The sequence below is a fragment of the Rosenbergiella collisarenosi genome, assembly GCF_018494085.1.
GTDB lineage: Bacteria > Pseudomonadota > Gammaproteobacteria > Enterobacterales > Enterobacteriaceae > Rosenbergiella > Rosenbergiella collisarenosi.
This window is the reverse complement of sequence record NZ_JABBFP010000011.1, coordinates 91355-115168: the sequence shown is the minus strand read 5'-3', so window position 1 is coordinate 115168 and position 23814 is coordinate 91355. Positions and strand designations below refer to the sequence as shown.

The following is a 23814-nucleotide window of genomic DNA, read 5'->3' as shown; positions in this document are numbered from 1 at the left end:
TTGGCTCTCGCAATAGTGAGATCAGGTTCGACAACACTTTCTGCGCCCTCAGAAGGACTATGGCCTTTCTTTCCCAACAGCTTATCTACGAATTTCATCGTTCATGTTCTCTTATTGTTTTACGAATTCCTGATTTGGACCGGTAACGACACTGGCTTTCCTGTTCTTCACTATAAGCCGTTACTTAATCTTGGCGTTCTTAAGGTCAGCCCACTACATACTCTTACACGTGATTACCAGTTTTCGATCTTTACTATACTTACCTCATAATTTTGAACCATGATTCAGACCCTTAGAGGTATATATGGCTTTTCCCTCACCCGCCCAAAACTATGCAGAGAATCGGCTAGATTTAAATGCAATCCTCAAATTATCGGCTCACTCGCATTACTTTATGATTTGCGAGGGTAATTATCCACTAGCCGGTATTATTAAAGGTGCGCTGCTGATCATAGATAGAAGCTTAGATCCGGTGGACGGAAGTACCGTTATCGCTGAAATTGACGGTGGGTTTGAAGTTAGACGCCTATTACTCTCCCCTCCCACTTTACTAAGCTTACAAGAGAATAAAGAGAGTATAAAACTCGCCGTAAATGAGCCATTACCAGTGTGGGGTGTTATTTCATACGTGATTAATGATCTAGCTCTATCGGGCTTCAATACGGTGTGTGACCCACCCTCTTAGTCTAGTCAGTGTTAAGGCTTGCACTCCAAAAAACCACGATCAATACTGTATATATGTACAGTCTATTATGAGGGGGAGCTATGTTTGCACTTGCAGATGCCAACAATTTTTATTGTAGTTGTGAAACTATTTTTCGTCCTGATTTAAGAGGTAAGCCGGTTGTTACTGTTAGCAATAATGACGGTTGTGTTATCGCCCGTTCAGCCGAGGCCAAAAAACTTGGTATTAAAATGGGTGATCCTCTCTTCAAATTTGACCGATTTTTCAAGCAGCATGGCGTACACGTATTTTCAAGTAACTATGCGTTGTACGGCGATATGAGTCAGAGAATGATGTCTATTCTTGGAGAAATGGCCCCAGGACAGGAAGTATATTCAATTGATGAGAGCTTTCTTGATGTGAGTGGAATATCTAACTGCATTAGCTTGGAGGATTTCGGCAGACAAATGCGCACGAGGATCAAGAAGGAAACAGGATTGGTGATTGGCGTGGGCTTTGGCCCGACTAAGACACTAGCTAAGCTTGCTAACCATGCAGCAAAGAAATGGACCAAAACAGAAGGTGTCGTTGACCTTTCCTCTGCTACCAGGCAACAAAAGTTAATGTCTCTTGTTAGTGTCGGTGATGTTTGGGGAGTTGGGGGGAGGATTGAAAAGAGACTCAATACAATGGGGATTAAAACGGCATTGGATCTCTCTCGTACAAACTTGTCATTGATCCGTAAAAACTTCAACGTCATTTTGGAACGCACAGTAAGGGAATTAAACGGTGAGAGTTGTATTGCACTTGAAGATGCGCCCCCGCCTAAACAACAGATAATGTGCTCACGTTCTTTTGGGCAACGAATTGTGTCAATTGATGATATGCGCGAGGCTGTCTGTAGTTACGCGACTAGGGCCGCTGAAAAGCTTAGGGAACAGACATCTAAGTGTCAGCATATCAGTGTTTTTATTGCCACCGGTCGGCATAGTAATGAGCCGCAGTATTACAATACAGCCTCACTCACTTGCGAGTACCCCACCAGCGATTCTAGGGACATCATAGGTCTTGCTATGCGTGGCCTGGATATAATCTGGCGGGACGGCTATAGGTATGCTAAAGCAGGGATTATGCTTAGTGATTTTTATCAGTCTGATATTGCCCAATTTGATATGTTCAGTGAACAACTTCCGAGAGCTAATGCTGATTCACTTATGGCTACACTGGATATGATAAACAAGTCTGGTAAGGGTAAGATCTACTTTGCGAGTCAAGGTACGGAACAAGGATGGCAGATGAAAAGAGAAATGCTTTCACCGCGCTATACGACCTGTTTTTCTGAGCTACTTACTGTGAAATAAAGGCAGCAAAGGTAAATTAATCTCACCGTTTAGAAGGCCTCGCCCCTTCCATGTACTTAATCGACTATTCAGGTTTTCTATCGTTCAGATGTTCCATGTTATAGCCTATATGCTATAATTTAATGGAGTAAAAGGAATGAGGTTTTTTCATGTGGGAAGTGATAACAACTGACGTTTTTGATGAGTGGTTTTTCGCGCAGGAAGAGGGCTTAAGAGAAGATGTATTAGCTGCTATTGGCGTTCTTGAGGAAATGGGACCGCAGTTAGGTAGACCTTATGTGGATACCTTAAAAGGCTCTGACATCCCTAATATGAAAGAGCTACGGGTACAACATGCGGGGAATCCAATACGTGCATTTTTTGCTTTTGACCCGATCCGTAGGGCTATCGTGTTATGTGCCGGTGATAAGACAGGCTTAAACGAAAAGCGGTTTTATCGTGACATGCTCCGCCTTGCAGAAAATGAATACCGTAAACATTTGACCAATTTGGAGAAGTAATATGTCCACTTATAAAGAACTCTTAGCAAAACAAAGTCCTGAAAGTCAGCAACGTATCAAAGAGAAAGTAGAGGCCTTGCGTCAGGAAGTGGTGTTAAGCCAGCTGCGTGAAGAACTGAGTATCTCACAGACTGAGCTTGCTCAAGCGATTGGCGTGTCTCAGCCGACCATTGCCAAAATGGAGCGTCCAGAGAACGATCCGCGCTTATCAACCTTAAAACGGTATGTTGCTGCATTAGGTGGTGAGCTGAGCATCGATATAACGCTTCCAACAGGAAAGCGAGTAGGTTTTCATCTCTAATAGTAACCCACCAGAGTTAACCTAGCGTTTAATGAAAGTGCCTTTACCGAACGCTGGTGAGTCATAAACGTGAGAGGGGGAAACATTATGGTTTTGCTAAAGATAGACTTGCCTACACAAACAGTGTACGTGAAAAACATTACCAATCATGCCGACTATGACAAGCTGATCGCTGGTTTTAGGAGTACGAAACAATGAATACAGATATGCTGTCAACGTTAAACGCCTTGATTAAAACCATTCCCTTATTTGATGGATACCCTAGCGAAAAAGAGTATGAGGAAGCACTCGAACTCTCAGAGTTTCTTTTTGATAATGACCCTCACTCACCCATTTTGACAATGCTGATTGCCAAGATAGAAGAATACGAAAATTCTCTACCAGAAATGGCAGACTTTAATGAACGTATCGCCAATACTCCGGCAGGTGTGGCCATGCTCAGGGTTATCATGGATCAGTATGACTTAAATCAGTCTGACTTTGAAAACTAGTTAGGTAAAAAGTCACTGGTAAGCCGGATTTTAAACGGAGAACGTACTCTAACGGCTGAAGCCATTAAACGGCTTTCCCAACGTTTTGGTCTACCTGTTCATTTATTTATTTAACCCTGCATTGATCTTCGCGTTCCCTTCTATCGTTCACATCGGCTCAGAGTCTATCTGGGGCAATCCTATTTCATCTTGGGGTATTACAGGCTTGTAATACCTCTACGATGGTCGGGCAACGTTACAGGCCTGTAATACCTCGCCGTCTATTAAGTACCTTTGCTGATCTCGACACCGTTACAGGCCTGTAACGGTGTCTACAGGGTAATATTTAGAATTGAAAAAATGGAATGGAGAGCAACTTTGTAGGCAGATTAGGTAGTTCTAAGTTAACTAAACCACATTAAGTTATTTCGTCACACTGGAAGTCGCTTCAGAATGCTGTCATTATGATTTCACATAAAAAATAGAGATTATATATATGAGAAAATTATCAGTCAGAAACATTCCTGAAGAAATATATGCAGCCCTTGAATCTCTTGCTGAAGTCAACATGCGCTCAGTTGAAGCACAGGTACGATACAGTATTCAGCAATGTGTTAACGCTACATCAGAAAAAAAAACAAGCAGTGACATATATAGAGATGCTGTGTCAAAACGCTTAATACAGGTTCTCAATGAAGCAAATAAGATAAATAAAAAATCTTCTAAATTAAAGCCAACTCACATAGCTGAAGAGATGGGTTATGAAAGCATTGGTACCGTCACTGATTGGTTTAATGGGGACATACTACCTACTCTATCCGAAATGAAAGAGCTATCTGAAGTTTTGGGGTGCAGTAGTAATTGGTTAATACACGGTGACTTGCCAGTATACCGGCCAAAAACAAGAATCGACTTAGATAAATACGGTAGGTATGCAGTTGAAGAGCTAACAAAAGCTGACGAAAAAGGTAATAAAGTAAAATCAATTCATTTGATACGAGAGTGTGGTACAGGGTCTTTACTTATAATACGAGAGTTTGAAGGGGTTAGAACCGTAGATGCCTTCTGGCCAGGCATAAATATCATAGATTCTGGCCATATTAGAGGTGAATCAGCATTAGCTAGATTTTTCGTTACATTATGCGGATTATACTACACATACGGAAAAAAAATATTAGTTCATGGATACTTGATGCAAGAAGGCGTACATCAGGAAATATGTGAGGAAAAACACCAGCACCCACTTACTCTACTTCAGGACTATCGTACTATACCGAGCATGTGGTGGGAGGACATTTGGGATAAAATTCAAAACGACCGTAAGAAGGAATATTGGGAAGATGAGAAAAGTACCTCAGCCACAATTCAACGTCATGTTGATTCTAATCCTCGGTTAGTAGATGAAATTGACGCTATAAAAAAACAACTTCCTTTAGAGGACTAATGCTTTTAGGCGTACAAGTAGAAGCTCCGCATATTAGGTATTACAGGCCTGTAATACCCCCGTCTGTTAAGTACCTTGATGATTTTGACTACCGTTACAGGCCTGTAACGGAGTCCACGGGATGGGAGTATAAGTTTATGTTATGAACCAGAGAGTACTGTTAACGAAAGTTTAGTGTTTAGTTCATCTGAAAAAATTTACTAAAATCCAGCTTAATCCTTTTTAGCAAGGGCTTTTAACTTTTCACCAAAAACGCGTCTATAAACCACATCAGTCACAATGTCACTTCCAAGTGAATCATAGAATTTTTGCGCTCGAGGATCAGACTCTACAGATAGCCAATCTAACCTGTCACATTGGTTTTCCACAGCTGATTTAGCAATAAACGCCATGAGTTTCTGGCCAATACCATTACTTCTATACCCAGACTTAACAAACAGCTCCTTTATGAACATTTGACCGCTAAATTTTGGAGCAGGATATAGGATAGACACGCATGCAAAACCAACAGTAGTATCGTTCAACACTGCTTTTAATATTTGAGTACCTGACCCAACCGCTAACACTCGATCCCTCAAATACTCCCCCATCAATTTTTCATCAATCACTACGTTGCCATAGTGGTGATGATTCATTTCTAAAAAAATGTGAATTAACTCCATGTAATCATTAGGGGAGCAATAAGAGATTTTAACCGAATTAAAGTTAGTATCTATGGACATAGGGATAAATCCAATATAGAAGAAAATGTATAAATATCAGGATGTTTTCGTGTTTCTAATGTATTGTGTTATCACAATCACATAAGTGTTTATACCCACTATAGTAAACTTACCTCTTGCAGGGTAGATTATCTTTGAACACATTCTACCGATCTATAACGAATCTGTAGGAAGAAACTCGTACTTAAGTACACAGATACGTCCAACTTTCTCCGCTGTTCTTATAGAGGGTAAATTTTCTGGAAGTATAGTTCCAGCTATTAAGCAGTCTTTCCCAAACAGTTGGTAGAGGTGGTTTTGTAATAAACGTTGTGCGCGAGAAGCCAAAGAAGAACCGCGAAAGGATGGAAGGATAACTTCTTCCAAGATAAAAAGGCCCTCTAAAAAAGCTAACTCCCTTTTCTCACAGACGATTAGCCCAACCTGATTTCCCATATGATTGATAATATAGGTATTACCTTTAATAAGATGGTTCATTAGATCATCGTTATCTATCGGATATAGGCTACCTGCAAGTGTCGGAATAGTAGAGTAAGAATAGTTATAACAGTCCAATACAGCCTGTCTGCACCAATCAAAATCCGCGCTGGTAGCAAGACGTAGGGTAAGAGGATCATCACTATCTTCAAGATTATGTGTCAGTTTTTCTGCATATAAAAGTTGGTCAATAACACCATTCGCGACTTTTCTCCCTGGAATAAGCTGGCGAATATGCTGAGGTTTTAACTCCGACCACTCTGTATTAATAGCTTTGAGTACAAAAGTATCAACGTTCGCACTAGAGGCTACTATATCAATAAAAGGGCGATTAATATCACCGGCTAAATACCTAGGACCTGTCAAAAAGCACTGCCCATTAACCCATACTTTTCGTTGTAAAAAATAGGATTGAGGTAGGCACATTTCTTTCCAAGGAAATCTCGCTGAAAAAGTACTATCCGTTTGCCTATGTTCTTGACTATGAATCCATTGCCTAAGCCAGTGATGGAGCGTGTGCTGTGATACAGGTAGCTCTTCATATTGAGACATCATAAAATTCAGTATCTTATCCATCAGGTGCGCCTACTAAAAAATTACTACCTTAGACTGTGTTATTTTTTCACGTATGCAGCAAGTCATTTCTTATTTTTAAAGACCGACCTTTCTATTGGAGTTGGCTCAACGCCATGGTACTAATCGCATTCGAAAAAACTAATGGATAGGAATAATAATGAATAACAGTGCAACAGAAGCAGTAATTACTGCTCTTTTCTTTGGGGGGTTATGGTTTGTTTTTATGTATTTTTGCTCAAAGCGAGGATGGAATAAGCAACCGCTAAAATTTACATTCATCTGTTTAGTAGCGGGTGTAGCAGGTGCTCTACTCACTTGGGGTTTCAAATACGCCCTCCACTACTATTTAGGATAACCTCCCTTACGTAATAGCTCCTACGGCCTCAGAGCCATGAGGGTGCTACAGACCCGTAACGGTAAGCCTAGAACTACTAACTCGGTAGTTATGTATAAGAAAATCCACAATGAAAGACTGGATAATCAATGATTGTTCTTTGATTATGTTTCCATGTTGTCAATATAAGGCTAAAGCATGAGGGTAGTGAGTCGGGTCCCGTTTCGTGAAGCAGCGGATGAGTTCAAGCAGTTTGCCAAGGCGATAGAAGATGTGTATCAGGTCTTAAAAAAAGGCGAATTTACATCTCCTGATGAGTTAAAGAAAGCCTTTCCAAGTCTCGATAGAATGAAATACAAAGAACGCTGGTGGGTCATAGACGTGAGAGGGGGAAACATTAGGATTTTGCTAAAAATAGACTTACCTACACAAACAGTGTACGTGAAACACATTACCAATCATGCAGACTATGACAAACTGATCGCGGGTTTTAGGAGTACGAAATAATGAATACAGAAATGCTGTCAACGGTAAACAGCTTGATCAAAACCATTCCCTTATTTGATGGATGCCCTAGTGAAAAAGAGTATGAGGAAGCACTCGAACTCTCAGAGTATCTTTTTGATAATGACCCACACTCACCCATTTTGACAATGATGATTGCTAAGATTGAAGAATACGAAAATTCTCTTCCAGAAATGGCAGAGTTTAATGAACGTATCGCCAATACGCCGGCAGGTGTGGCCATGCTCAGGGTTATCATGGATCAGCATGACTTAAATCAGTCTGACTTTGAAAACGAGATAGGTAAAAAGTCTCTGGTAAGCCGGATTTTAAACGGAGAACGTTCTCTAACGGTTGAAGCCATTAAACGGCTTTCCCAACGTTTTGGTCTACCTGTTCATTTATTTATTTAACCCTGCATTGATCTTCGCGCTCCCTCCTACCGTTCATATCGCCTCAGAGTCTCTCTGGGGCAAACCTGCTTAATCTTAAGGTATTACAGGTCTGTAACGGTCAGTCTTACTTTCTATCGTTCTATGCAAAATTCTTAATCTAACCATTTTGCTTTAGTGATCTTTTTATGAAAGATGGCTTCATTAAGTGAATCAGGATAGATGCCATAATTACTTTTAAGGATTTCTTGGGGATTTACATTTACTTGATCGCTCTTTCGCATTTTACTTGATCAGGTATTCGCAGATTATTTGGGCACTTCCAACAGAAATTTGATCAATTTGGAGAAGTAATATGGTCACCTACAAAGAACTGTTAGTAAAACAAAGTCCTGAAAGTCAGCAACGTATCAAAGATAAAGTGGAGGCCTTGCGTCAGGAGGTGGTGTTAAGCCAGCTACGTGAAGAGCTGAGCATGTCACAGACTGAGCTTGCTCAAGCGATTGGTGTGTCTCAGCCGACCATTGCCAAAATGGAACGCCCTGAGAACGACCCTCGCTTATCGACCTTAAAACGGTATGTTGCTGCATTAGGTGGGGAGCTGAGTATCAATATAACGCTTCCAACGGGAAAACGGGTAGGTTTTCGTCTCTAAAAATAGCCCACCAGAGTCCATTAAATTTTAGCGGTCGGAGTTTACATAAGCCTTTTCGATGTAGGGTTACAGGCCTGTAACGGTAAACCTAGGAGTACCAACTATAGGAAACTCTTCAAAGAGAGGCCGGATAATCAATAATTAATCTTTAATTGTGTTTCCATATTGTCAACATTAATGAGTGGTGTATAATGTTTCCATATTGTCAATATAAGGCTAAAGCATGAGGGTAGTTAGCCGGGTCCCGTTTCGTGAAGCAGTGGATGAGTTCAAGCAGTTTGCCAAGGCGATAGAAGATGTGTATCAGGTCTTAAAAAAAGGCGAATTGACATCTCCTGATGAGTTGAAGAAAGCCTTTCCAAGCCTCGATAGAATGAAATACAAAGAACGCTGGTGGGTCATAGACGTGAGAGGGGGAAATATTAGGATTTTGTTAAAAATAGACTTCCCTACACAAACAGTATACGTGAAACACATTACCAATCATGCAGACTATGACAAACTGATCGCTAGTTTTAGGAGTACGAAATAATGAATACAGAAATGCTGTCAACGGTAAACACCTTGATTAAAACCATTCCCCTATTTGATGGATGCCCTAGCGAGAAAGAGTATGAGGAAGCACTCGAACTCTCAGAATATCTTTTTGATAATGATCCACATTCACCCATTTTGACAATGATGATTGCCAAGATTGAAGAATACGAAAATGCTCTTCCAGAAATGGTAGAGTTTAATGAACGTATCGCCAATACACCGGCAGGTGTGGCCATGCTCAGAGTTATCATGGATCAGCATGACTTAAATCAGTCTGACTTTGAAAACGAGATAGGTAAAAAGTCACTGGTGAGTCGGATTTTAAACGGAGAACGTTCTCTAACGGTTGAAGCCATTAAACGGCTTTCCCAACGTTTTGGGCTACCTGTCCATTTATTTATTTAACCCTATATTGGTCTTCGTGCCCCCTCATATCGTTCACACAGTCTCAAAGTTACTCTGGGGCAATTCTACTTAATTTTGGGGTATTACAGGCCTGTAAGGGTGTCCACGGGGTGGAATTGTAAGTTTAATGTTATCAACCAGAGAGTACTGCTAACGAAAGTTTAGTGTTTAGTACATCTAAAAATATTTACTAAAATTTAACTCAATATTTTCCAGCAAGGACTTTCAAGTTTTCACCAAAAACGCGCCTATAAACTACATCAGTCACAATATTACTTCCAAGTGAATAATAGAATTTTTGTGCTCGATAATCAAATTCTACAGATAGCCAATCTAACCTTTCATAATGGTTTCCCACTGCTGATTTAGCAATAAACGCCATGAGTTTCTGGCCAATACCACTACTTCTAAACTCAGACTTAACAAACAGCTCCTTTATGAATATTTGACCACTAAATTTTGGAGCAGGATATAGGATAGATACGCATGCAAAACCAACAGTAGTACCGTTCAATAGTGCTTTTAAAACTTGAGTACCCGACTTAACCGGTAACACTCGATCCCCCAAATACTCCCCCATCAATTTTTGGTGATGCCTCCAACTAGTAGAACATGTATTTCTCAATAAAAGCGCCAATGACTTTTTCATGAAGCTCAACAGAGCGGGAGAAGCAAATGGTTCTGCGAGCCAGACGCTTGAGTCGGGTTCTCAGTGTCAGGTTGTTGCGCTCAATGCGTTGAGTAAAGATTTTACCGGTCAGGTGTTTCTCTTTCGGAAGCTCTCTGGCATAGCTGCCCCATTCATCAGTGGTCAGCATACCGATGTTAAAGGGGGTGAGCAGTGCCAATAATTCGCGACAGGTTGCATCGGTTCGTGGACCAAACGTGTAGGCCAGTACACCCGTTTTTGTATTGTACGCGTACCAGAGCCAGTGCTGTCGGGCCTTACTGCCAACAAAGCTCCACTGCTCATCAAGTTCGGAAATAAGCGCCACATCAGCATGGGCGACGGGTGAAGAAGTTATTCCCTTTGACATGAGTTTTTTAAAGTCCGAATGACGGTATTGATACCGACTTTCAGCGTCCTGGCGGTATCGCGAACGCCGGCACCGTTGAAGGCCATTTCGGTGATCTGCTCTTTAACCCCCGGCTTGCGGGCCTCGTATGAGTAAGTGAGCTGAAACACGCGGTGGCAGTCCCGGCAGCGGAATCTGTCGTGTCCGTTAGGGTTCTGCCCGTGACGATAAACCTGAGCAGACTGACAACGAGGGCAATAACGGTAATGCTGGCCATGATAAAACCTTAAAAGCCTTATTCTACATAACTTCTACTAATTGGATGCACTACCTTAGAATACATGGATAATTGGAATTGACATTACCTTACAAAAAGTTAAATATTGATAATTGAAAGACAGTGAGTTATTACACTCCAATTAACTCTACCCCTCTAGAAAAAGGGTTATTAATATGAAGTTATCAGTTAAAAAAAACTTAGCCACTTTAACTATTTGTATCGTAATATCGTGTATAACTATCTATTTTTTATCAAAAAATGAATTATACAGTAACTACTCAGTATTAATTGTCTCTGTAACTGTTGCTATTGCTTTACCTATATCGAAAATAATCTCATCCAATTTAATGGAATCTAAGGACAAATAAAATGTTAAAAGAATTAACTAGAGAAGAGATTAAAATAGTTTCAGGTGGAAAAGATAATATCGGTGACGGAGGAGCTCACAGTTGTGTCGGTGCAGCCATTAAGAGTGGCCTGGGAGCGGCAGCGGGAACAGCTGTCGCTAATGGGGTCAGAGGTGGTGTAGCAGGTATTGCTGGCGGTCCTGCAGGTATCGGTGCAGGAATAGTAACTGGAGCAGCTGAGGGCGCTGTATATGGTGCTGTGTCTGGCAGTATTGGGGGATATATTGGCTGTAGAAATAGTAACGGTAATTCCGACAATAATACTCATGGAGCATCATCGAACTGTGGAAGTTCTATGGGCGGGCAATGTCATTAATAAATCACCAATTGGAAGGCCTACAACCCCTCATCAACTGTAGTTCTATCACTTTCTGGCTCGATGATGAGGCGATTAAGTCGTAGTATGACTATAACGCCACACCTTCAGCACAGCGGAAGCCTTGCCTGCGTTAGCAAACTCAGCGTAAGCATATCAGCGTACCGATCCCTCACCAGAAGGAGACGGTCACTGACCCGGAGATTACGTTGACCGAAACCGTGCAGTAGCATTCTCAAAGTTGGTGAAGTTGCATGATATTGAAGTCATTACAGATGCTTTGAATAGTAAGCATATAAAAAAGCATCGTGCCCTATGGTTTTTAGCATATTGCACGGTGATACAGTGATAATTTAGGCCATCATGTACCACAGAGGTAGAAGACCTCACCCTCCTGCCAGACCGCCTTTTTCCTTTGACCTTTTGCCAACTGATCACACGTGCCTGGCCACCTTTTATTTTTTCTTTTTTTCTCTTTTCTTTTCTTATTTTTTCTCCGGGGCGTTGGCCAGAGAGACTGTGCAGAATGCTAATGCATTGGAAACTACTTTGGATTATGGGATAACAATGACACTGCATATCGCATCATCACCATAAGGTGATCACTGTGTTTAAATTTCATCAGAGGAATTGACCATGACAGAAGGGCAAATTAAGTTTCGGGTAATGGTAGAAGATTACCCACAAATTGCGTGTTATTGGGATTTCGATGTTATGGAAGCTAAGGTATCGTCCTCAGAAGGTTTACCGCTGAGTCGAGGTGAGCGTCTTATGGTCGATTTTTTCCTTTCAGTATGGTTTAACCGTAACCAGAACTTTGACTTCATTGATGCAGCCGGTGTACTCAGCAGTGACAATAGACACGTCATCATGGAATGGTTCTTGGCTCCCTTCTGGCCATAAATCGCTTTCCGGTCGGGAAGTCACATTACCCGGTGGCGCAGCTGCGTGATCTTGGTCTTTCAGGTAAAAAGAATTGGGGTCCCCTTCCCGGTTTTACCGCGGGGATTTTCATTTCGATAGATTGAGTGTCGTTTATGGCGCCCTATTTCTACCGGGCGCACCGGTAACATCGATAAATTCAATTGCGATGTTCGGTCATGGTTTTGAATACCGATCACCTCATCCGGGGAGTGCGACCGGCACAATGATTTGTTCCAGGGAACGAATGCCAGCTCCCCGGTAGCTTTTCAAATTAACTCTCTCAGTTTCAATTCTCGATGTCTTAAGACAGCTCAGGTACAGGTAAATTCAGTCGGCTACTCTCGATATGATTTTCTTCCCGGTGTATCGATGTCGGCCTAAACCCCTACCCGGTTTTTGGCCAGCTCCAGGCACTCATCCGTCAAGTTGAACCGGAATGTTTCGCGCTCAATTTTGCATACCGATCACCTGTATCCCGCCAGGGTAAACCAAGGCTCATCTCTTCATGAGATTATCAATCTCAATGTGTCGGTTTGGTTTTCGTCACTTCAGCCTCGCGCTCGATGCCGGGCACCGGCAATCAGATCAGGACACCTATTTCTGGCCGGTTCCCGGCCAAAGGCTTAAAGCGTTTTCCGGGGGGGAAAGTGATCACCGGCCAACGGGGAAAGTCGAACAGAACGACTCCCCCCGGAGCGCAGCGTAGGGGTGCCCATACCCCTTGGCACATGATGGCCTAAATTATGAGGATTTAGAGGGTTTTGCTTCACAGCCGGTACGATCAGCCCACAGCGGTGGCCGGTTCTCGGATAAATCAGCTCCGTTTTGATGCTACAGTAGGCAGATAAGAAAGTTATAAAATAAATGTCTCTTTAATAAACAATTTTTTCAGGAGAATTGTCATGCCAGAAAAGCAATCTGTCTTTTTTGTAGAATCATTTTCCGGGGCGCGCCAGCAACGCCGTTACACCCTTGAGCTATTCAGAGAACCCGATGGCCGGTATCGCCTGATCCAATGTAGAATTCATCAGGAATATAAGTCCATTCTTGAGGAGAAGCATACACTCGCAGCCAGTAAGGATGAACTTAAAATGATGAGCCTTGGCAACAACCGGCTGGTCAAACAACTCAGACGATCCGAATGGTGGAACAGTGATGAGCAATAATCCTGAACGAGTGATTAACTACCCTAATACGCTTGCCGGACAAGGATGGATGAAACTTAAGTGGATCTTCATCACCTTAAGTATGCTCGGTGCGATGATTTCAGGGGCGAATACCGTTACAAAATTCCATGCTTGGATATTTATCTCTCAGGACTTTGGCCATGCCCGTTTATTCACCATACTTCAGCTGGCGGGGCTAACTCTCGCGTTCATTTGGCTATTACATCGAAGTCTACTCATGGGTGGAGTGGATAAGAACAGTAGAATGATGAAGCTAAGGGCCTTTTTTGAACCAAATGACCATGATGAAACTACCCAGGTAGCGCGTGGTAGCTACTTTGGGGTGGACTTTAACACAGGCATTATCGGTATCGCTACCGCCTATGCCACGCCCCAAAACAAAAAGAGAATACTGTATTTTGAATCGGATGTTATTGAGAGCTTTGACTATGACTCGGAAACTCATCACTTGATACTGAACCTGCGGAACCGGCGTATGCCATCGCTTTCCATCCCGGTTAAAGATGAAAAGCTGATGTTTCGTAAGATAGAGCAGCTGGCGGTAATCGGTAATAAACGTCCCTTCCTGAGAGGATCGGATAACTACAAACAGCTTAAGGGAAAGATGGTAGAGGCCGGGAAGATGATTGAAGCTGATTACTGATACTCAAGTCAACCACACTATAGCTGGCCTCAATACCGCTCTGAGGCCAGACTAAATCCCTATAAATCTTTCACTGTCTGCTGACCATTACAGGTCAAATGTAATGAGTTGATTTTATGGCCCAAAAGATAGTGGCCGTTAATTTCGATCCCCGAATTATCATAACCAACTGAGTCTATCTGGCAGTCTTTCGCCCACTCTTTAAAGTCAGTTATTTGCAGCTGGTAGGCTTCTTTTAACGGCGTTCCATAGGTCAATGCAGCGAGGCCGGTCAATGCAACAAGGAACACGACACAGCCAAGCCAATAAAAATTCTTCTTCTTACTTTTGATGTGAATAAATAGGCCTACGACCAAAAAAACACTGATGCAGACAATCTCATAAAAATGCAACCTTGAGATGGAGTCAATGAGTTCTTGTCTATTACTAATAAGCGTATCGAACGTTATCATAGGGATTTTCCTACTGCACGGTGGCTTTTAGATAACCGTTAAGTTCGGCATAGCAAACATGGCTGGTGGGTAGGTTTCCTAAGACTTCTCGCGCTACCTCCGTATGTTCAGGAGTCTTATTGACGGTTCTTTCTAAAAGACCCAGGGCAACATCGAGAATACGTTTGTAGCCATCGTAAATATCTGTTTTAAACAGCCGGTCAAAAATACCGACTTCCGCGAGCTTTTCTTTACTCTGCGCAACGGAATCCATGGCTAGGAGGATTTCAGCTTTAACCTTTGGATCGAGGATTGTCATACTGATTCACCTACATTACGGACGAGTACGGGTAAAATATCGTGATAAAGGAGTTGCTGCCCTAAATCTGAGGGGATCTGTCTAATGCTCTCAAGCGATGCCATCACTCCACCATAGTCCCAATGCCCTTCACTCGTTTCTTCTCCCTCTCCCCGGAACTTCGGCATTGCATCCCAAACCGCTTTTTTTACCGCAGCCTCGGTTTCGCCAATGGCCAGAGTTTTATGTACAAACTCCAAATCGCCAACTTCCTCTAAAATCGTGACAACAAAATACAGTTGTGGCTCAGTCATGGGTGTTCCTTTTGGTCGGATCAATATGACCCTCAGTATTTCATAACTTTCATAGTCTCGAAGTGCTAAAGGCCAATACTATGACACCATTCCATGAAGGGTGGTGACAACGTGACGATGGGCTATATACCAGCAAATCGCTAACCGTTATCGTTGGATGATCTCGCTATCGATACCGATTGTCGCAGAACGGCCAATACGTCACTAGGACTCACGCCCCAAGCTTGTGCTTGTCTTCTCAGGACAAAGACCCCCAACTCTATTCTCTGATGATGGCCAAGTAGATGTTGGAGCACTCTTCCGGCTTCAGACAGCTGTATTATTACCCCGGTCGCGCCGTTGTTATAGAGTGTAAATCCTTTATTCTTATGTTGGCCATGGTACTTTGCCTCAACCTTTTTTTTCAGGCCGAACAACAACGAGCATAAGTCGGTAAGTTCATACTTCGACAGCTGCAAGCTAATCTTTGCGTCCCATTCAGGGATATTATTCACACCAATCGTAGCCATCTCAACGTTTAGCGTGAGTACATTCCCTTTAGGTTTCTCAGTGTACTGAATATTCAAAGCAGTACGTTTTGTTTCATCTCTCTGCCAATCGGCAAAGAAGGTTAGAGCTTCTCCATATAAAGACATCCCGGCCCCCCGCTGTTACCGATACTGTGTTGTTCAACTAAATAACCTAATACGGCTTTTCCCACTGCCATACCCTCCCAAATTTTCTAGTGACAGCTGCTTTGGCGAAGCTTGCTTTAGAATAGTACCGAGGAAACCAACCATCATAGCTTTGTGTACCGTTGCGTCTATTCTCAGGTTCTATTGATAATCGCCACCGATCATGAATGAAAACGAGATGTAAGGTTTCGCCCTGTAATTCCTGAGTCTTCAGACGTTGATAGGTCATACTTTGTATTGCCTATGTATAAAGGGAATTTCGGTATTGCTTATTTTATAGGGATTATTTTCTACTCGAAATGAAGATTGTCATTAAAGCTATCCATTTGTTTTCTTCCCTCCACAGCACACGCAACCAAATACCCAAATATCAACGTGTGTTGTAGAGGGAAAACGAACCAAGCACGCGAATATCTACATGTGTTGTAGAGGGAGAATGAGCCAAATACCCTAATATCAACATGTGTTGTACACACCAAGACACCGGCTACTCTTCCCTCCACAGCACACGCACCCGGATACCGGTCGCTCTTCCCTCCACAGCACACGTACCCGGACACCGGCTGTTAACAGAGATTCATCGAGTTTGAGTGATGGTAATTGAAGTACTTTAAACGTTACGTTGCGCTACCCAGATTATAGTAGTGTAAGTAAGCGGGCAACGTCGGTTAATGTCTGTTTCAAAACACCCACTAGGGGTGAAATCGCACACCTAGTGATTGATTCCACTGAGCTGAAGGTCTTTGGTCAAGGCGAATAGAAAGTCAAAAAGCACGGTAAAAAGCGACGTCGTATCTGGCGTAAGTTGCATCTGGCTGTGAATGTAAAAACACATGAAATTATCTGCGCGGACCTGTCGCTGAACAACGTTACGGACTCAGAAGCCTTCCCAGGTCTTATCCGACAAACTTTCAGAAAAATCAGGGTATCAGCTGCAGATGGAGCTTACGATACCCGACTCTGCCACGATGAACGGCGACGTAAAAAAATCCGCACGCTTATCCTTCCTCGGAAGGGTGCGTGTTACTGGCCAGATGAGTATACAGACCGCAATCGTGCTGTTGATAATCAGCATCTAAGCGGGAACAATGCGCGATGGAAGTTGACAAGGTTATAAGCGTCGCTCGATAACGGAAACGGCGATGTATCGGATAAATAGTTCCTCGGAGGTTCACTAACGCTGCGTGATTACGATGGTCAGGTTGCTGAGGCTATGGCCATGGTGCGAGCGCTGAACAAAACGACGAAGGTAGATATGCAGGGAAGCATCCGTACGCCCTGAATAAGCGCTTAGCCACAGGTACGCTCGCCCGAAATCTGATTTATTCAACCATAGCCTATATTTGGATGCATTTGCGCGCGGCGGTGCTGACTGGTCTACCGATGAACTTCAAGCCGTTCACGGAAATACTGGCGAGGATGTTCAGACTGTTCCCGTTCAACAAGTTTAGGCATCACAGGGTTGTTCACCCTTTCCTTCTGGGCAAAAGCGACTAACAATGGAGAGGAGAGTTCGCCGCAGCCTGCCAAGATTTTTCCGCATGATGACAGGTACCATCCGGCTTTTATGACTGCAACCTGCTTACTTCTCTTTTCCAATCTATAGAAATGTCCGCCGATATACACCGTATACTGACAGATCATTTGATAACAGATTTAATTTATCCTTGGGCGGTAGTCTGTTCCCGCTAGTAGATATCACGATTTTGTGACGAAAATTTCATAACTTTTCTCCTTGACCGGCGGGTTTTCCTACCGGAAATTTTTCAGTTGCTGAAGAGATATTCGTCATGGCACACATAACCGCTGCTGAACCGATCTCACGCATAAGCTTCAAAATAAAAGTAGTTACGCAATGACTCCGGCACCTCATTATAGTCAATCGTTTCCTGTGTATAGTCTTACTCATTTTCCGCCTCCCCTCGGTACACATTATCAAAAGCGTCATAGTCACACTCCCCGGTATACTCCGCCCAGATGATAAAAGCGGCATCCCTGCCCTCTTCTGCGGCGCGTTCAAAAGCGGCAAAAAATCCCAGTTAATGAAGCATTCAGAGGTAACTGAGATGAAATATCTTCCCAATCCTGAAGCACAAACTTGGCATCCCATTCATCGGCATGCAGTGCCCAGTGCCTGAAAGGCCTCGTAAAAATCCTCCCTTCCGTCAAACTCCGTCAGATCAAACCATTTGCCGAAAATGCTGCCACCGTTGTATTTTTTGATACGTACCCAGGTAAACATCCGGTGTGATAGTAGTACCCCTAAAAAAATCCTCCATAGTCGATGTCGTCTGAGTTCCGGCTTACGCCTTACCGACACGACAGCCGGGCCAAAAGCGGGAGATTCAAGGGGGATCGTGGTCGCAGCAGCGAAAGCACTGGATACCTGAGTGAATGGCCATCGATATTTAAAAGCGGTTAACATAATCAACGATTTCCACTCTAACAGGAGTTTCACTGCTAATCCTGCTCGATGGTACTCAGCCCCAAAGCTGTAATGAGCTGATGAAAGTCTTGGTCGGTATTAACCATTCATGGCTGGGAAAAGTATAGTTTTAGGGACAGGGGATTGCATCGGAATGGCAAATGAAACAGGAAAAGCTTTCACTGCTCTATACAACTCGCAGGTATGAACGGCCAATAGCGAAATTACGGATTACGAAAATACTAATAAACGCGGTGATTTCAGTATGAAATAATTTTAAATTTGTCTTTATAATCATAGAAATAACCAAGATAAATGTATGGTGAAGATATTTAAAAATATACTCTCAGAGAATGCGTACATTTTATTGGTGAGAAGTCGCTGTATAGTCTGACTGGAGAGAACGTTGGGATAGCTATTGCTGCACAATTACATGATGTACAGACTACCCCTGAAATTTGTAGGGCCTTTCCTTGGTCGACCGCGAAAGTACACGAACTTCCTGCATTGGAATACTTCAGAACTAATGCAGATGAATTTGTGAACTCAGTATTCATAAGCTCACAGGAACAGGGGGAGGCAATCACAGACGTGCTCGCGCTAGTAACACTTAGCGATAAAATGAAGGTTAGGATTATCAGTGAAATGATTTTTAGTTTGGATAGCCTATCGGCGGTATCTTCCTAACCCGTCCTCGCGGAAGAGAATCTGCACCTATCTTTTCATGACTTATTCTATCATCACGATCGTATAAAGGCAGGATAGCCGGAAATACCCTCATATATAGGTGAAGACTACAATATGCAGGTTCTTAGCACATTTATGGCTCGATAGGCAGATACGTTTGCACTATCTGGCCCCGATGTTAGTGATGATAATATTTACTGTTTACTCTATAGGAAAGTTATCTGTAACACGGAATTTAGCGATGAAAATTACAAAAAAATAATGACTCAAGTTGAAATAAAGACTTAATTTTTCGATGATAAGACCAACGATTCTTCAATTATTCATCTGCTAAGTATGAATAAAACACCATTATCAGAAGAGTCTTTTACTCATTTAACTAAAAGTGTATCAGAAACTGACCACGATTTCCGCTGCGCACTTACAGACTGGTTCTGCCACTATCAAAATGAATTCATGGCAGCAACCGATTTATATCTGTATAGAAACGAAAATGAGCATATTTTTTCCAGCCTTTTAAGCCAAATAATGTATTCCCCATTATTTTCTTATAGTATTAAAATTAAGTTATATAAATACTATGAAGAATATTATTTCAATAATCACGAAGGTGAAATTAACCCACCACAGGATATAAAAATATCTGTCTTCTCTGAATCCCACTCTCAGGAAATGAAAATTCGGTTAATGACTTCACTCATTAATGAAAACTTTCACGATAAAAAAATACTGGCAGGGATGGCTGAAAACATGAGTGAAAACGAATTAAAAAAAATATTCACTCAAAGAACCGCAGCGACCCTCACTCTTATCGACCGGGATTTATGCATTCCACTACTGGATACATTACAGAAAGCGGCTCTAATTAGAGACTACGAATTAAGAGACGACAAGAAAGTTTTTGTAACCATCCAACGTTCAGTATCTAAAAACAAAAAATAAGCGCGTAGGGTCGTTTAGATTGCTCCTTATCCTTTAGGGTAGGGAGCAGCCAAATGAAGACTGAAATGAGCATAAGTCGTGGTGATTTCATTATGAAATAATTTGATAAAAACATTTATTTTCAGATAGATACATACAAAAAATCGTGGTGAAAATTAAAAAATCGAGATTACATAAATCTAGATAGTTAGAACTCACACATTCATGAATACAAAATTTAAGTATCGTGATAACAAGGTAAGGAGGTGTTAGAGGAGCGCTGGAGTCGTTAACTATCTTTCGCACCTTTAACTATCACAATTTGAAAAAACGCATTCAACCGATAATTTCGTGCCCTATCTAAGTGAATCCAAACAGCTTCCTGTCTCTACAAAAAAGTAGGCATTGATGTTGGTTTAAAAAATTTATTTGTGACTGATATCGGATTAAAAACTGGTAACCATCGCCATACTACAAAGTATGCGAAACGTTCAGCGCTGCTACAGAGCTGTTTGAGTAAGAAGGAAAAAAGCTCAAATATCCGCGCTATGGCCAAGCCAAAATTCGCAAAACTCCACGCAAAAAAAAGATCACAAACCTAAACTATCGAAAGTGATAGCGAATATAAGTTGGGGTGAGTTCAAGCTCTAACTGGAATATAATACTGATTGGTCTGGCGTTCTGTCTGATCTTCATCGTTGAACCGGACCGAGAGCCTACCTTCGTCAACCGCCTAGTAAAGGTAGGACATAATGGCGTTCTCGGACATCGCCCGCAATGTTCGCCAACTTGCCCTAGGTGCAACTGACAAGAGGTCCCTAGGCAGTTGAGTATCATTGACTAGCTGTGTGCCTATTAACAGAACCATATTATCTGGGCAGGGAATAATCTGGGAGAACACATTGTCCAGAGGACATTTATCAGCGTTATTAATGCGCCATACGTAGTCCAGGCCGTCCAGAGTTAATACGAATGGTTTACTTTTAGTCTTATAGTAGGTTACGCATGCTTCGAGGAGGCCACCCAAGTGACTACCAGGCGCATCAACATCCGGATGTAACCTTTTGACTTGCGCCTTAATCCATTGCTCAACCACGTAGCTGTTCACACGGTATCGACCCCGATCGGTCGTCGAAAGGAAGTAATGGTGCCGTACCGTGGGATCACCTGATTCAGCAAGCACTTCGCACATTGCACTCAAGTATGTAATCTTCCCGCGACCTGGCGGCCCTGTGAGCACGATTGTCTGCCCCGCCTCGGCAACCGTGTCACGTACGAATTCACGGTGGAATGTCTCGTCAGGCACCTCATATCCAAGGGGCACAACAAAATCTTCCGGTAAGGGGGCCGGCGGTATTGCCCGCAGAATAGTACGCACTTGCTCCAAAGAACCCCCCCCTCCGGCGGCGGATAGTTTTTCTGAATCGACCAGTTCAAGGCGACGCTTTTTAAGTTCGCAATTCCCTCTGGTGTGCCGTGCAAGCGCAGTCGGGCATCAATCTCGTGTTCGAGTGATTCGAAACTCTTATCGCTATGAACAATCTGCAACTGCTTGAAAAAGAATTCGCATTTCTTTTCGTCACCGAGCTCGGCAATAGCCTCTAATCGCCGTGGCTCTGGAACTTTTGGTAAATCGATTTTTCCATCAGTCAGGCAAGACTCAATCTCGGCATCTGGTCGGCGATTGGCCCTCAACGATAGCTCTTCAATGTGAGCAGGATCTAATTTAACAAAAGCATCAAACCATTTACGTAACATCGACCTCGATCGCGTAGTCTTTCCAGACCTCTCCAACATCCATGCCCAATTGAGGGTATGCTCAGCAGGATTAGGAGTATATTTAACCTGTTGGAGGTCAACGAGATGGTTAGGGCGCTCGGCAACGATGTAATCCAGCTCGATTGGAGCAACAGTCTCTTCATCTCACTCAAACTTTACTCGGGCATAGCGTGTCGGTGCGTCTAGCCAGTCACATAGCCGTTTAAGCCCCTGCCTGTTCTGATAGAGATAGCCTGCAGCAGTGATTGCAGTATTTTTGATTTCGTTAGACATTAAATGTGCACCTGTGTTCTGGATACTTGACCAACGCTCTCTTAGAGTCCTGCTCCTTGTTTCTCAATGAACAGGACTCCGATTCAGGGATATGCTTTCAGATATTTGAGTAGGCAACTAAAATCACATGACTGTCATGTATAATACTTTACTTTATAATGTATTATGCACTATAAAATAAAACCTATCCGCACCTAAAGAGATTACAAAGTAGCGCTCAAAATACTAGAAACGCTGTTCGAAAATGAGCCGGATGTTGAGACCGAAAAAGGTGATTTTATGGATGTGATGATAACATTCGTTAGTAAGTACGAATATGTTCACTTCAAAATCGACATGTCAGTTTCACCCATCGAAGTTGAAATCAGAACATTTCTATGACCACGCTATCACTGAATACACTCTCGCATATTAGAGATTGCGCGGCAGCACTTATCACCGCCGTAAACTCAACTCCAACTAATGAGCTGTTACACCAAAACCTAGGCAGCAGCTTCCTATCTCACATCTCTTTGGTGATGCGGAAATTTTATATCTATCAACGAATAGATGACAGAGCTATTGCCATCGCTGACCCTAGCTAGCCACATGAGGAGGTAAAGAAATGAGAGAGGAAACCACTTTTCGTATCCGGGCGTTTTGGCAGGCATTGGAGAAGGCTGCCCAGGAACAGCCTGAAGAATACATGAACGAAGCGCGCTGGTGTGAACTGAAAAACTTTCCGGCCGGAAGTTGCGACCTAGCCAGTAATTGTCTCGCGCAATACCTCAAGGACTGTGGGGAAAAAGGCGAGCCAATCATTCTATTTATGTGCGGGAATCAGGATTTTTATAAGGCTGAAAATTCAACTGTTCATGCTCACGTCATCGTCATACATAACGGCGAGTACATCGTTCTGACTCTGGACCAGTTCGATGAATACACGGACTACATAGCATCTGAGCCACTCGAAACCTGTGGTGTTATTGGTAGGCTACTGAGAAAAATCCCGCAGAATGAAGGCGAGATAGAGACCCGCCGAATAAATATCGATCGTCTCCAAAGAATTTACGCGTGGTTACGGAACCGCGCGGATATAATACTGAAAGCAGATCCTCAATGGCAGGCCAGGGAACAGTTGATAGAGCATACAAGGAAAGCCGCCATGGCGTTATTCTCGTTTTCACAAACTACGCCAGAAACTAGAACCGACGCCCCAGCATTAGATAAGTGAATATTTATCAGTGTACCGACCTGAAGAGCATTACAGAATCAGATTCACTTTTCCTCCCTCAGTGACAACAGCTTGTATAACCAAGGCATTAACTTTTTAATATACCAAAGAGGATTCCCAAATTTAGCCCAGAACTCGATCCTAGTTTTCTTCAATGTCCATGAAGTGCTATCTGGCATGTCCATAAATTCTTTCAATAGCATATTAAATACGCTGGTTTAAGTTACCTATAGCCATATCATGGTTAAGTCGATATCGAATATCGATAGTGGTGATTTCACCATGAAATTATTTCAAAAAATATTTAAATATCAATAAAATAGCTATCAAATAAAAATGGTGAAAATAGGAATAATATCAATACGGTCTAAATCAAAATAGTCCATACTCACTGGATTTTTTCGTTTCACCATGGGAATTATATTATCAAACTCAAATGCGTCTACTCAATCTGGCTGAAAAAAATCTGTAACCTGTCAAAGGCTGTACAATCATAGGTATCTCTTTCGATACGTTTCATTGTTATAGATAATTAATAGATAATGTGCGTTAGAAACACTAGTAATTGTAGCCTTCTAAGAACCTATTAACTTACTGAGTCTGCTATTGTTGATCGTTCAGTTTCATTCCCGGCTCGCCATCGGTACAGGACTTGACGAACGACTAGTCCATTATGATAATCAC

Annotated in this window: 34 protein-coding genes and 2 pseudogenes; 24 read left to right on the top strand and 12 right to left on the bottom strand. The window is 42.5% G+C overall.

Annotated elements, in window-relative coordinates; all coding sequences use genetic code 11:
- The first annotated feature begins 304 nt into the window (after positions 1-304).
- The 8 genes from HGT70_RS14845 to HGT70_RS14815 all read left to right on the top strand — a co-directional run bounded on the left by HGT70_RS14845 (position 305) and on the right by HGT70_RS14815 (position 4740).
- A complete protein-coding gene (locus HGT70_RS14845; RefSeq protein WP_214196381.1) occupies positions 305-685 on the top strand; it encodes a S24 family peptidase in 381 nt (126 codons plus the stop codon).
- Positions 686-765: 80 nt separating this feature from the next.
- Positions 766-2025 carry a translesion error-prone DNA polymerase V subunit UmuC gene (gene umuC, locus HGT70_RS14840; RefSeq protein WP_214196380.1) on the top strand — a complete coding sequence of 420 codons (1260 nt, stop codon included), beginning with the start codon at positions 766-768 and terminating at the stop codon, positions 2023-2025.
- A gap of 149 nt (positions 2026-2174) precedes the next feature.
- Positions 2175-2525 carry a type II toxin-antitoxin system RelE/ParE family toxin gene (locus HGT70_RS14835; RefSeq protein ID WP_214196379.1) on the top strand — a complete coding sequence of 117 codons (351 nt, stop codon included), beginning with the start codon at positions 2175-2177 and terminating at the stop codon, positions 2523-2525.
- Position 2526: 1 nt separating this feature from the next.
- The gene (locus tag HGT70_RS14830) at positions 2527-2826 is read left to right on the top strand and encodes a helix-turn-helix domain-containing protein (protein WP_214196378.1); all 300 of its coding nucleotides are present in this window, start codon (positions 2527-2529) and stop codon (positions 2824-2826) included.
- A 69-nt stretch (positions 2827-2895) separates the two neighbouring features.
- Positions 2896-3024 (top strand): type II toxin-antitoxin system HigB family toxin, encoded by a 129-nt coding sequence (locus HGT70_RS16910; protein ID WP_425328691.1) that lies wholly within the window; start codon positions 2896-2898, stop codon positions 3022-3024.
- The gene (locus tag HGT70_RS14820; protein WP_244968964.1) at positions 3021-3317 is read left to right on the top strand and encodes a transcriptional regulator; all 297 of its coding nucleotides are present in this window, start codon (positions 3021-3023) and stop codon (positions 3315-3317) included. Before HGT70_RS16910 ends, HGT70_RS14820 begins: the two co-directional genes overlap by 4 nt.
- Before the next feature lie 15 nt (positions 3318-3332).
- Positions 3333-3431: a hypothetical protein gene (locus tag HGT70_RS16790; RefSeq protein ID WP_342355584.1), complete on the top strand. Its 99-nt coding sequence runs from the start codon at positions 3333-3335 to the stop codon at positions 3429-3431.
- Positions 3432-3792: 361 nt separating this feature from the next.
- Positions 3793-4740: a FitA-like ribbon-helix-helix domain-containing protein gene (locus tag HGT70_RS14815; protein ID WP_214196376.1), complete on the top strand. Its 948-nt coding sequence runs from the start codon at positions 3793-3795 to the stop codon at positions 4738-4740.
- A 212-nt stretch (positions 4741-4952) separates the two neighbouring features.
- Here the strand turns inward: HGT70_RS14815 and HGT70_RS14810 are convergent, their stop codons facing one another.
- Together HGT70_RS14810 and HGT70_RS14805 are read right to left on the bottom strand one after the other, a co-directional pair.
- Complete coding sequence (locus HGT70_RS14810) at positions 4953-5462, bottom strand: GNAT family N-acetyltransferase (protein WP_214196375.1); 510 nt, start codon at positions 5460-5462, stop codon at positions 4953-4955.
- A gap of 153 nt (positions 5463-5615) precedes the next feature.
- Complete coding sequence (locus HGT70_RS14805) at positions 5616-6515, bottom strand: GNAT family N-acetyltransferase (RefSeq protein WP_214196374.1); 900 nt, start codon at positions 6513-6515, stop codon at positions 5616-5618.
- A 157-nt stretch (positions 6516-6672) separates the two neighbouring features.
- Between HGT70_RS14805 and HGT70_RS14800 the strand changes: the two genes are divergently transcribed.
- From HGT70_RS14800 to HGT70_RS14775, 6 genes are all read left to right on the top strand, one after another.
- A complete protein-coding gene (locus HGT70_RS14800) occupies positions 6673-6870 on the top strand; it encodes a hypothetical protein (protein WP_214196373.1) in 198 nt (65 codons plus the stop codon).
- Positions 6871-7047: 177 nt separating this feature from the next.
- Positions 7048-7356, top strand: coding sequence for a type II toxin-antitoxin system HigB family toxin (locus tag HGT70_RS14795; RefSeq protein WP_214196372.1), 309 nt, complete (start codon positions 7048-7050; stop codon positions 7354-7356).
- The gene (locus HGT70_RS14790; protein ID WP_214196371.1) at positions 7356-7766 is read left to right on the top strand and encodes a helix-turn-helix domain-containing protein; all 411 of its coding nucleotides are present in this window, start codon (positions 7356-7358) and stop codon (positions 7764-7766) included. The genes HGT70_RS14795 and HGT70_RS14790 overlap by 1 nt, the downstream gene beginning before the upstream one ends.
- 334 nt (positions 7767-8100) lie before the next feature.
- Positions 8101-8400 carry a helix-turn-helix domain-containing protein gene (locus HGT70_RS14785; protein ID WP_214196370.1) on the top strand — a complete coding sequence of 100 codons (300 nt, stop codon included), beginning with the start codon at positions 8101-8103 and terminating at the stop codon, positions 8398-8400.
- Positions 8401-8623: 223 nt separating this feature from the next.
- Complete coding sequence (locus HGT70_RS14780; protein ID WP_214196369.1) at positions 8624-8932, top strand: type II toxin-antitoxin system HigB family toxin; 309 nt, start codon at positions 8624-8626, stop codon at positions 8930-8932.
- Entirely contained in the window at positions 8932-9342 is a 411-nt protein-coding gene (locus HGT70_RS14775; RefSeq protein ID WP_214196368.1) for a helix-turn-helix domain-containing protein, read from the top strand. The genes HGT70_RS14780 and HGT70_RS14775 overlap by 1 nt, the downstream gene beginning before the upstream one ends.
- Before the next feature lie 202 nt (positions 9343-9544).
- Here the strand turns inward: HGT70_RS14775 and HGT70_RS14770 are convergent, their stop codons facing one another.
- Positions 9545-9898 (bottom strand): GNAT family N-acetyltransferase, encoded by a 354-nt coding sequence (locus HGT70_RS14770; RefSeq protein WP_214196367.1) that lies wholly within the window; start codon positions 9896-9898, stop codon positions 9545-9547.
- A 46-nt stretch (positions 9899-9944) separates the two neighbouring features.
- Positions 9945-10657 (bottom strand): IS1 family transposase gene (locus tag HGT70_RS14765; protein ID WP_214196389.1). Its coding sequence is split into 2 segments (ribosomal slippage): positions 9945-10390 and positions 10390-10657, totalling 714 coding nucleotides; the frame shifts between segments, so codons are not numbered across the junction.
- A 350-nt stretch (positions 10658-11007) separates the two neighbouring features.
- Between HGT70_RS14765 and HGT70_RS14760 the strand changes: the two genes are divergently transcribed.
- The 5 genes from HGT70_RS14760 (at position 11008) to HGT70_RS14740 (ending at position 14115) form a co-directional block, all read left to right on the top strand.
- Positions 11008-11361 (top strand): hypothetical protein, encoded by a 354-nt coding sequence (locus HGT70_RS14760; RefSeq protein ID WP_214196366.1) that lies wholly within the window; start codon positions 11008-11010, stop codon positions 11359-11361.
- Positions 11362-11997: 636 nt separating this feature from the next.
- Positions 11998-12264 carry a hypothetical protein gene (locus HGT70_RS14755; protein ID WP_214196365.1) on the top strand — a complete coding sequence of 89 codons (267 nt, stop codon included), beginning with the start codon at positions 11998-12000 and terminating at the stop codon, positions 12262-12264.
- A 526-nt stretch (positions 12265-12790) separates the two neighbouring features.
- Positions 12791-12991, top strand: coding sequence for a hypothetical protein (locus HGT70_RS14750; RefSeq protein ID WP_214196364.1), 201 nt, complete (start codon positions 12791-12793; stop codon positions 12989-12991).
- Positions 12992-13187: 196 nt separating this feature from the next.
- On the top strand, positions 13188-13451 hold the full coding sequence (locus HGT70_RS14745) for a hypothetical protein (RefSeq protein ID WP_214196363.1): 264 nt from the start codon (positions 13188-13190) through the stop codon (positions 13449-13451).
- Positions 13441-14115, top strand: coding sequence for a hypothetical protein (locus HGT70_RS14740; protein WP_214196362.1), 675 nt, complete (start codon positions 13441-13443; stop codon positions 14113-14115). The genes HGT70_RS14745 and HGT70_RS14740 overlap by 11 nt, the downstream gene beginning before the upstream one ends.
- 59 nt (positions 14116-14174) lie before the next feature.
- Here HGT70_RS14740 and HGT70_RS14735 read toward each other — a convergent pair whose 3' ends face one another.
- The 4 genes from HGT70_RS14735 to HGT70_RS14720 all read right to left on the bottom strand — a co-directional run bounded on the left by HGT70_RS14735 (position 14175) and on the right by HGT70_RS14720 (position 15793).
- A complete protein-coding gene (locus HGT70_RS14735; RefSeq protein WP_214196361.1) occupies positions 14175-14567 on the bottom strand; it encodes a hypothetical protein in 393 nt (130 codons plus the stop codon).
- Positions 14568-14577: 10 nt separating this feature from the next.
- Positions 14578-14865, bottom strand: a complete 288-nt coding sequence (locus tag HGT70_RS14730; RefSeq protein ID WP_214196360.1) for a hypothetical protein — start codon at positions 14863-14865, stop codon at positions 14578-14580.
- Positions 14862-15158, bottom strand: coding sequence for a hypothetical protein (locus tag HGT70_RS14725; protein WP_214196359.1), 297 nt, complete (start codon positions 15156-15158; stop codon positions 14862-14864). The genes HGT70_RS14730 and HGT70_RS14725 overlap by 4 nt, the downstream gene beginning before the upstream one ends.
- A 140-nt stretch (positions 15159-15298) precedes the next feature.
- Entirely contained in the window at positions 15299-15793 is a 495-nt protein-coding gene (locus HGT70_RS14720; protein WP_214196358.1) for a hypothetical protein, read from the bottom strand.
- A gap of 643 nt (positions 15794-16436) precedes the next feature.
- On the opposite strand from HGT70_RS14720, the pseudogene HGT70_RS14715 reads away from it, so the two are divergent.
- Positions 16437-17114 (top strand): annotated as a pseudogene (locus tag HGT70_RS14715) (IS5 family transposase); the annotation flags it as partial.
- Between the two features lie 95 nt (positions 17115-17209).
- Here HGT70_RS14715 and HGT70_RS14710 read toward each other — a convergent pair.
- Positions 17210-17287, bottom strand: a complete 78-nt coding sequence (locus tag HGT70_RS14710; protein WP_425328692.1) for a hypothetical protein — start codon at positions 17285-17287, stop codon at positions 17210-17212.
- 365 nt (positions 17288-17652) lie between these two features.
- A pseudogene (locus HGT70_RS14705) lies at positions 17653-18111 on the bottom strand (antirestriction protein ArdA).
- Between the two features lie 307 nt (positions 18112-18418).
- On the opposite strand from HGT70_RS14705, the gene HGT70_RS16905 reads away from it, so the two are divergent.
- The 3 genes from HGT70_RS16905 to HGT70_RS16900 all read left to right on the top strand — a co-directional run bounded on the left by HGT70_RS16905 (position 18419) and on the right by HGT70_RS16900 (position 20467).
- Entirely contained in the window at positions 18419-18526 is a 108-nt protein-coding gene (locus HGT70_RS16905; RefSeq protein WP_425328690.1) for a hypothetical protein, read from the top strand.
- Positions 18527-19280: 754 nt separating this feature from the next.
- Positions 19281-19886, top strand: a complete 606-nt coding sequence (locus tag HGT70_RS14695; RefSeq protein WP_214196357.1) for a hypothetical protein — start codon at positions 19281-19283, stop codon at positions 19884-19886.
- Positions 19887-20296: 410 nt separating this feature from the next.
- Positions 20297-20467, top strand: coding sequence for a hypothetical protein (locus HGT70_RS16900; RefSeq protein WP_425328689.1), 171 nt, complete (start codon positions 20297-20299; stop codon positions 20465-20467).
- A 131-nt stretch (positions 20468-20598) separates the two neighbouring features.
- On the opposite strand, the gene HGT70_RS16675 is transcribed toward HGT70_RS16900, so the two are convergent.
- On the bottom strand, positions 20599-21057 hold the full coding sequence (locus HGT70_RS16675) for a hypothetical protein (protein WP_244968970.1): 459 nt from the start codon (positions 21055-21057) through the stop codon (positions 20599-20601).
- 731 nt (positions 21058-21788) lie between these two features.
- Positions 21789-21917 carry a hypothetical protein gene (locus HGT70_RS16750; RefSeq protein ID WP_280527742.1) on the bottom strand — a complete coding sequence of 43 codons (129 nt, stop codon included), beginning with the start codon at positions 21915-21917 and terminating at the stop codon, positions 21789-21791.
- A gap of 604 nt (positions 21918-22521) precedes the next feature.
- Between HGT70_RS16750 and HGT70_RS14685 the strand changes: the two genes are divergently transcribed.
- The gene (locus HGT70_RS14685; protein WP_214196356.1) at positions 22522-23130 is read left to right on the top strand and encodes a hypothetical protein; all 609 of its coding nucleotides are present in this window, start codon (positions 22522-22524) and stop codon (positions 23128-23130) included.
- Positions 23131-23814 lie beyond the last annotated feature (684 nt).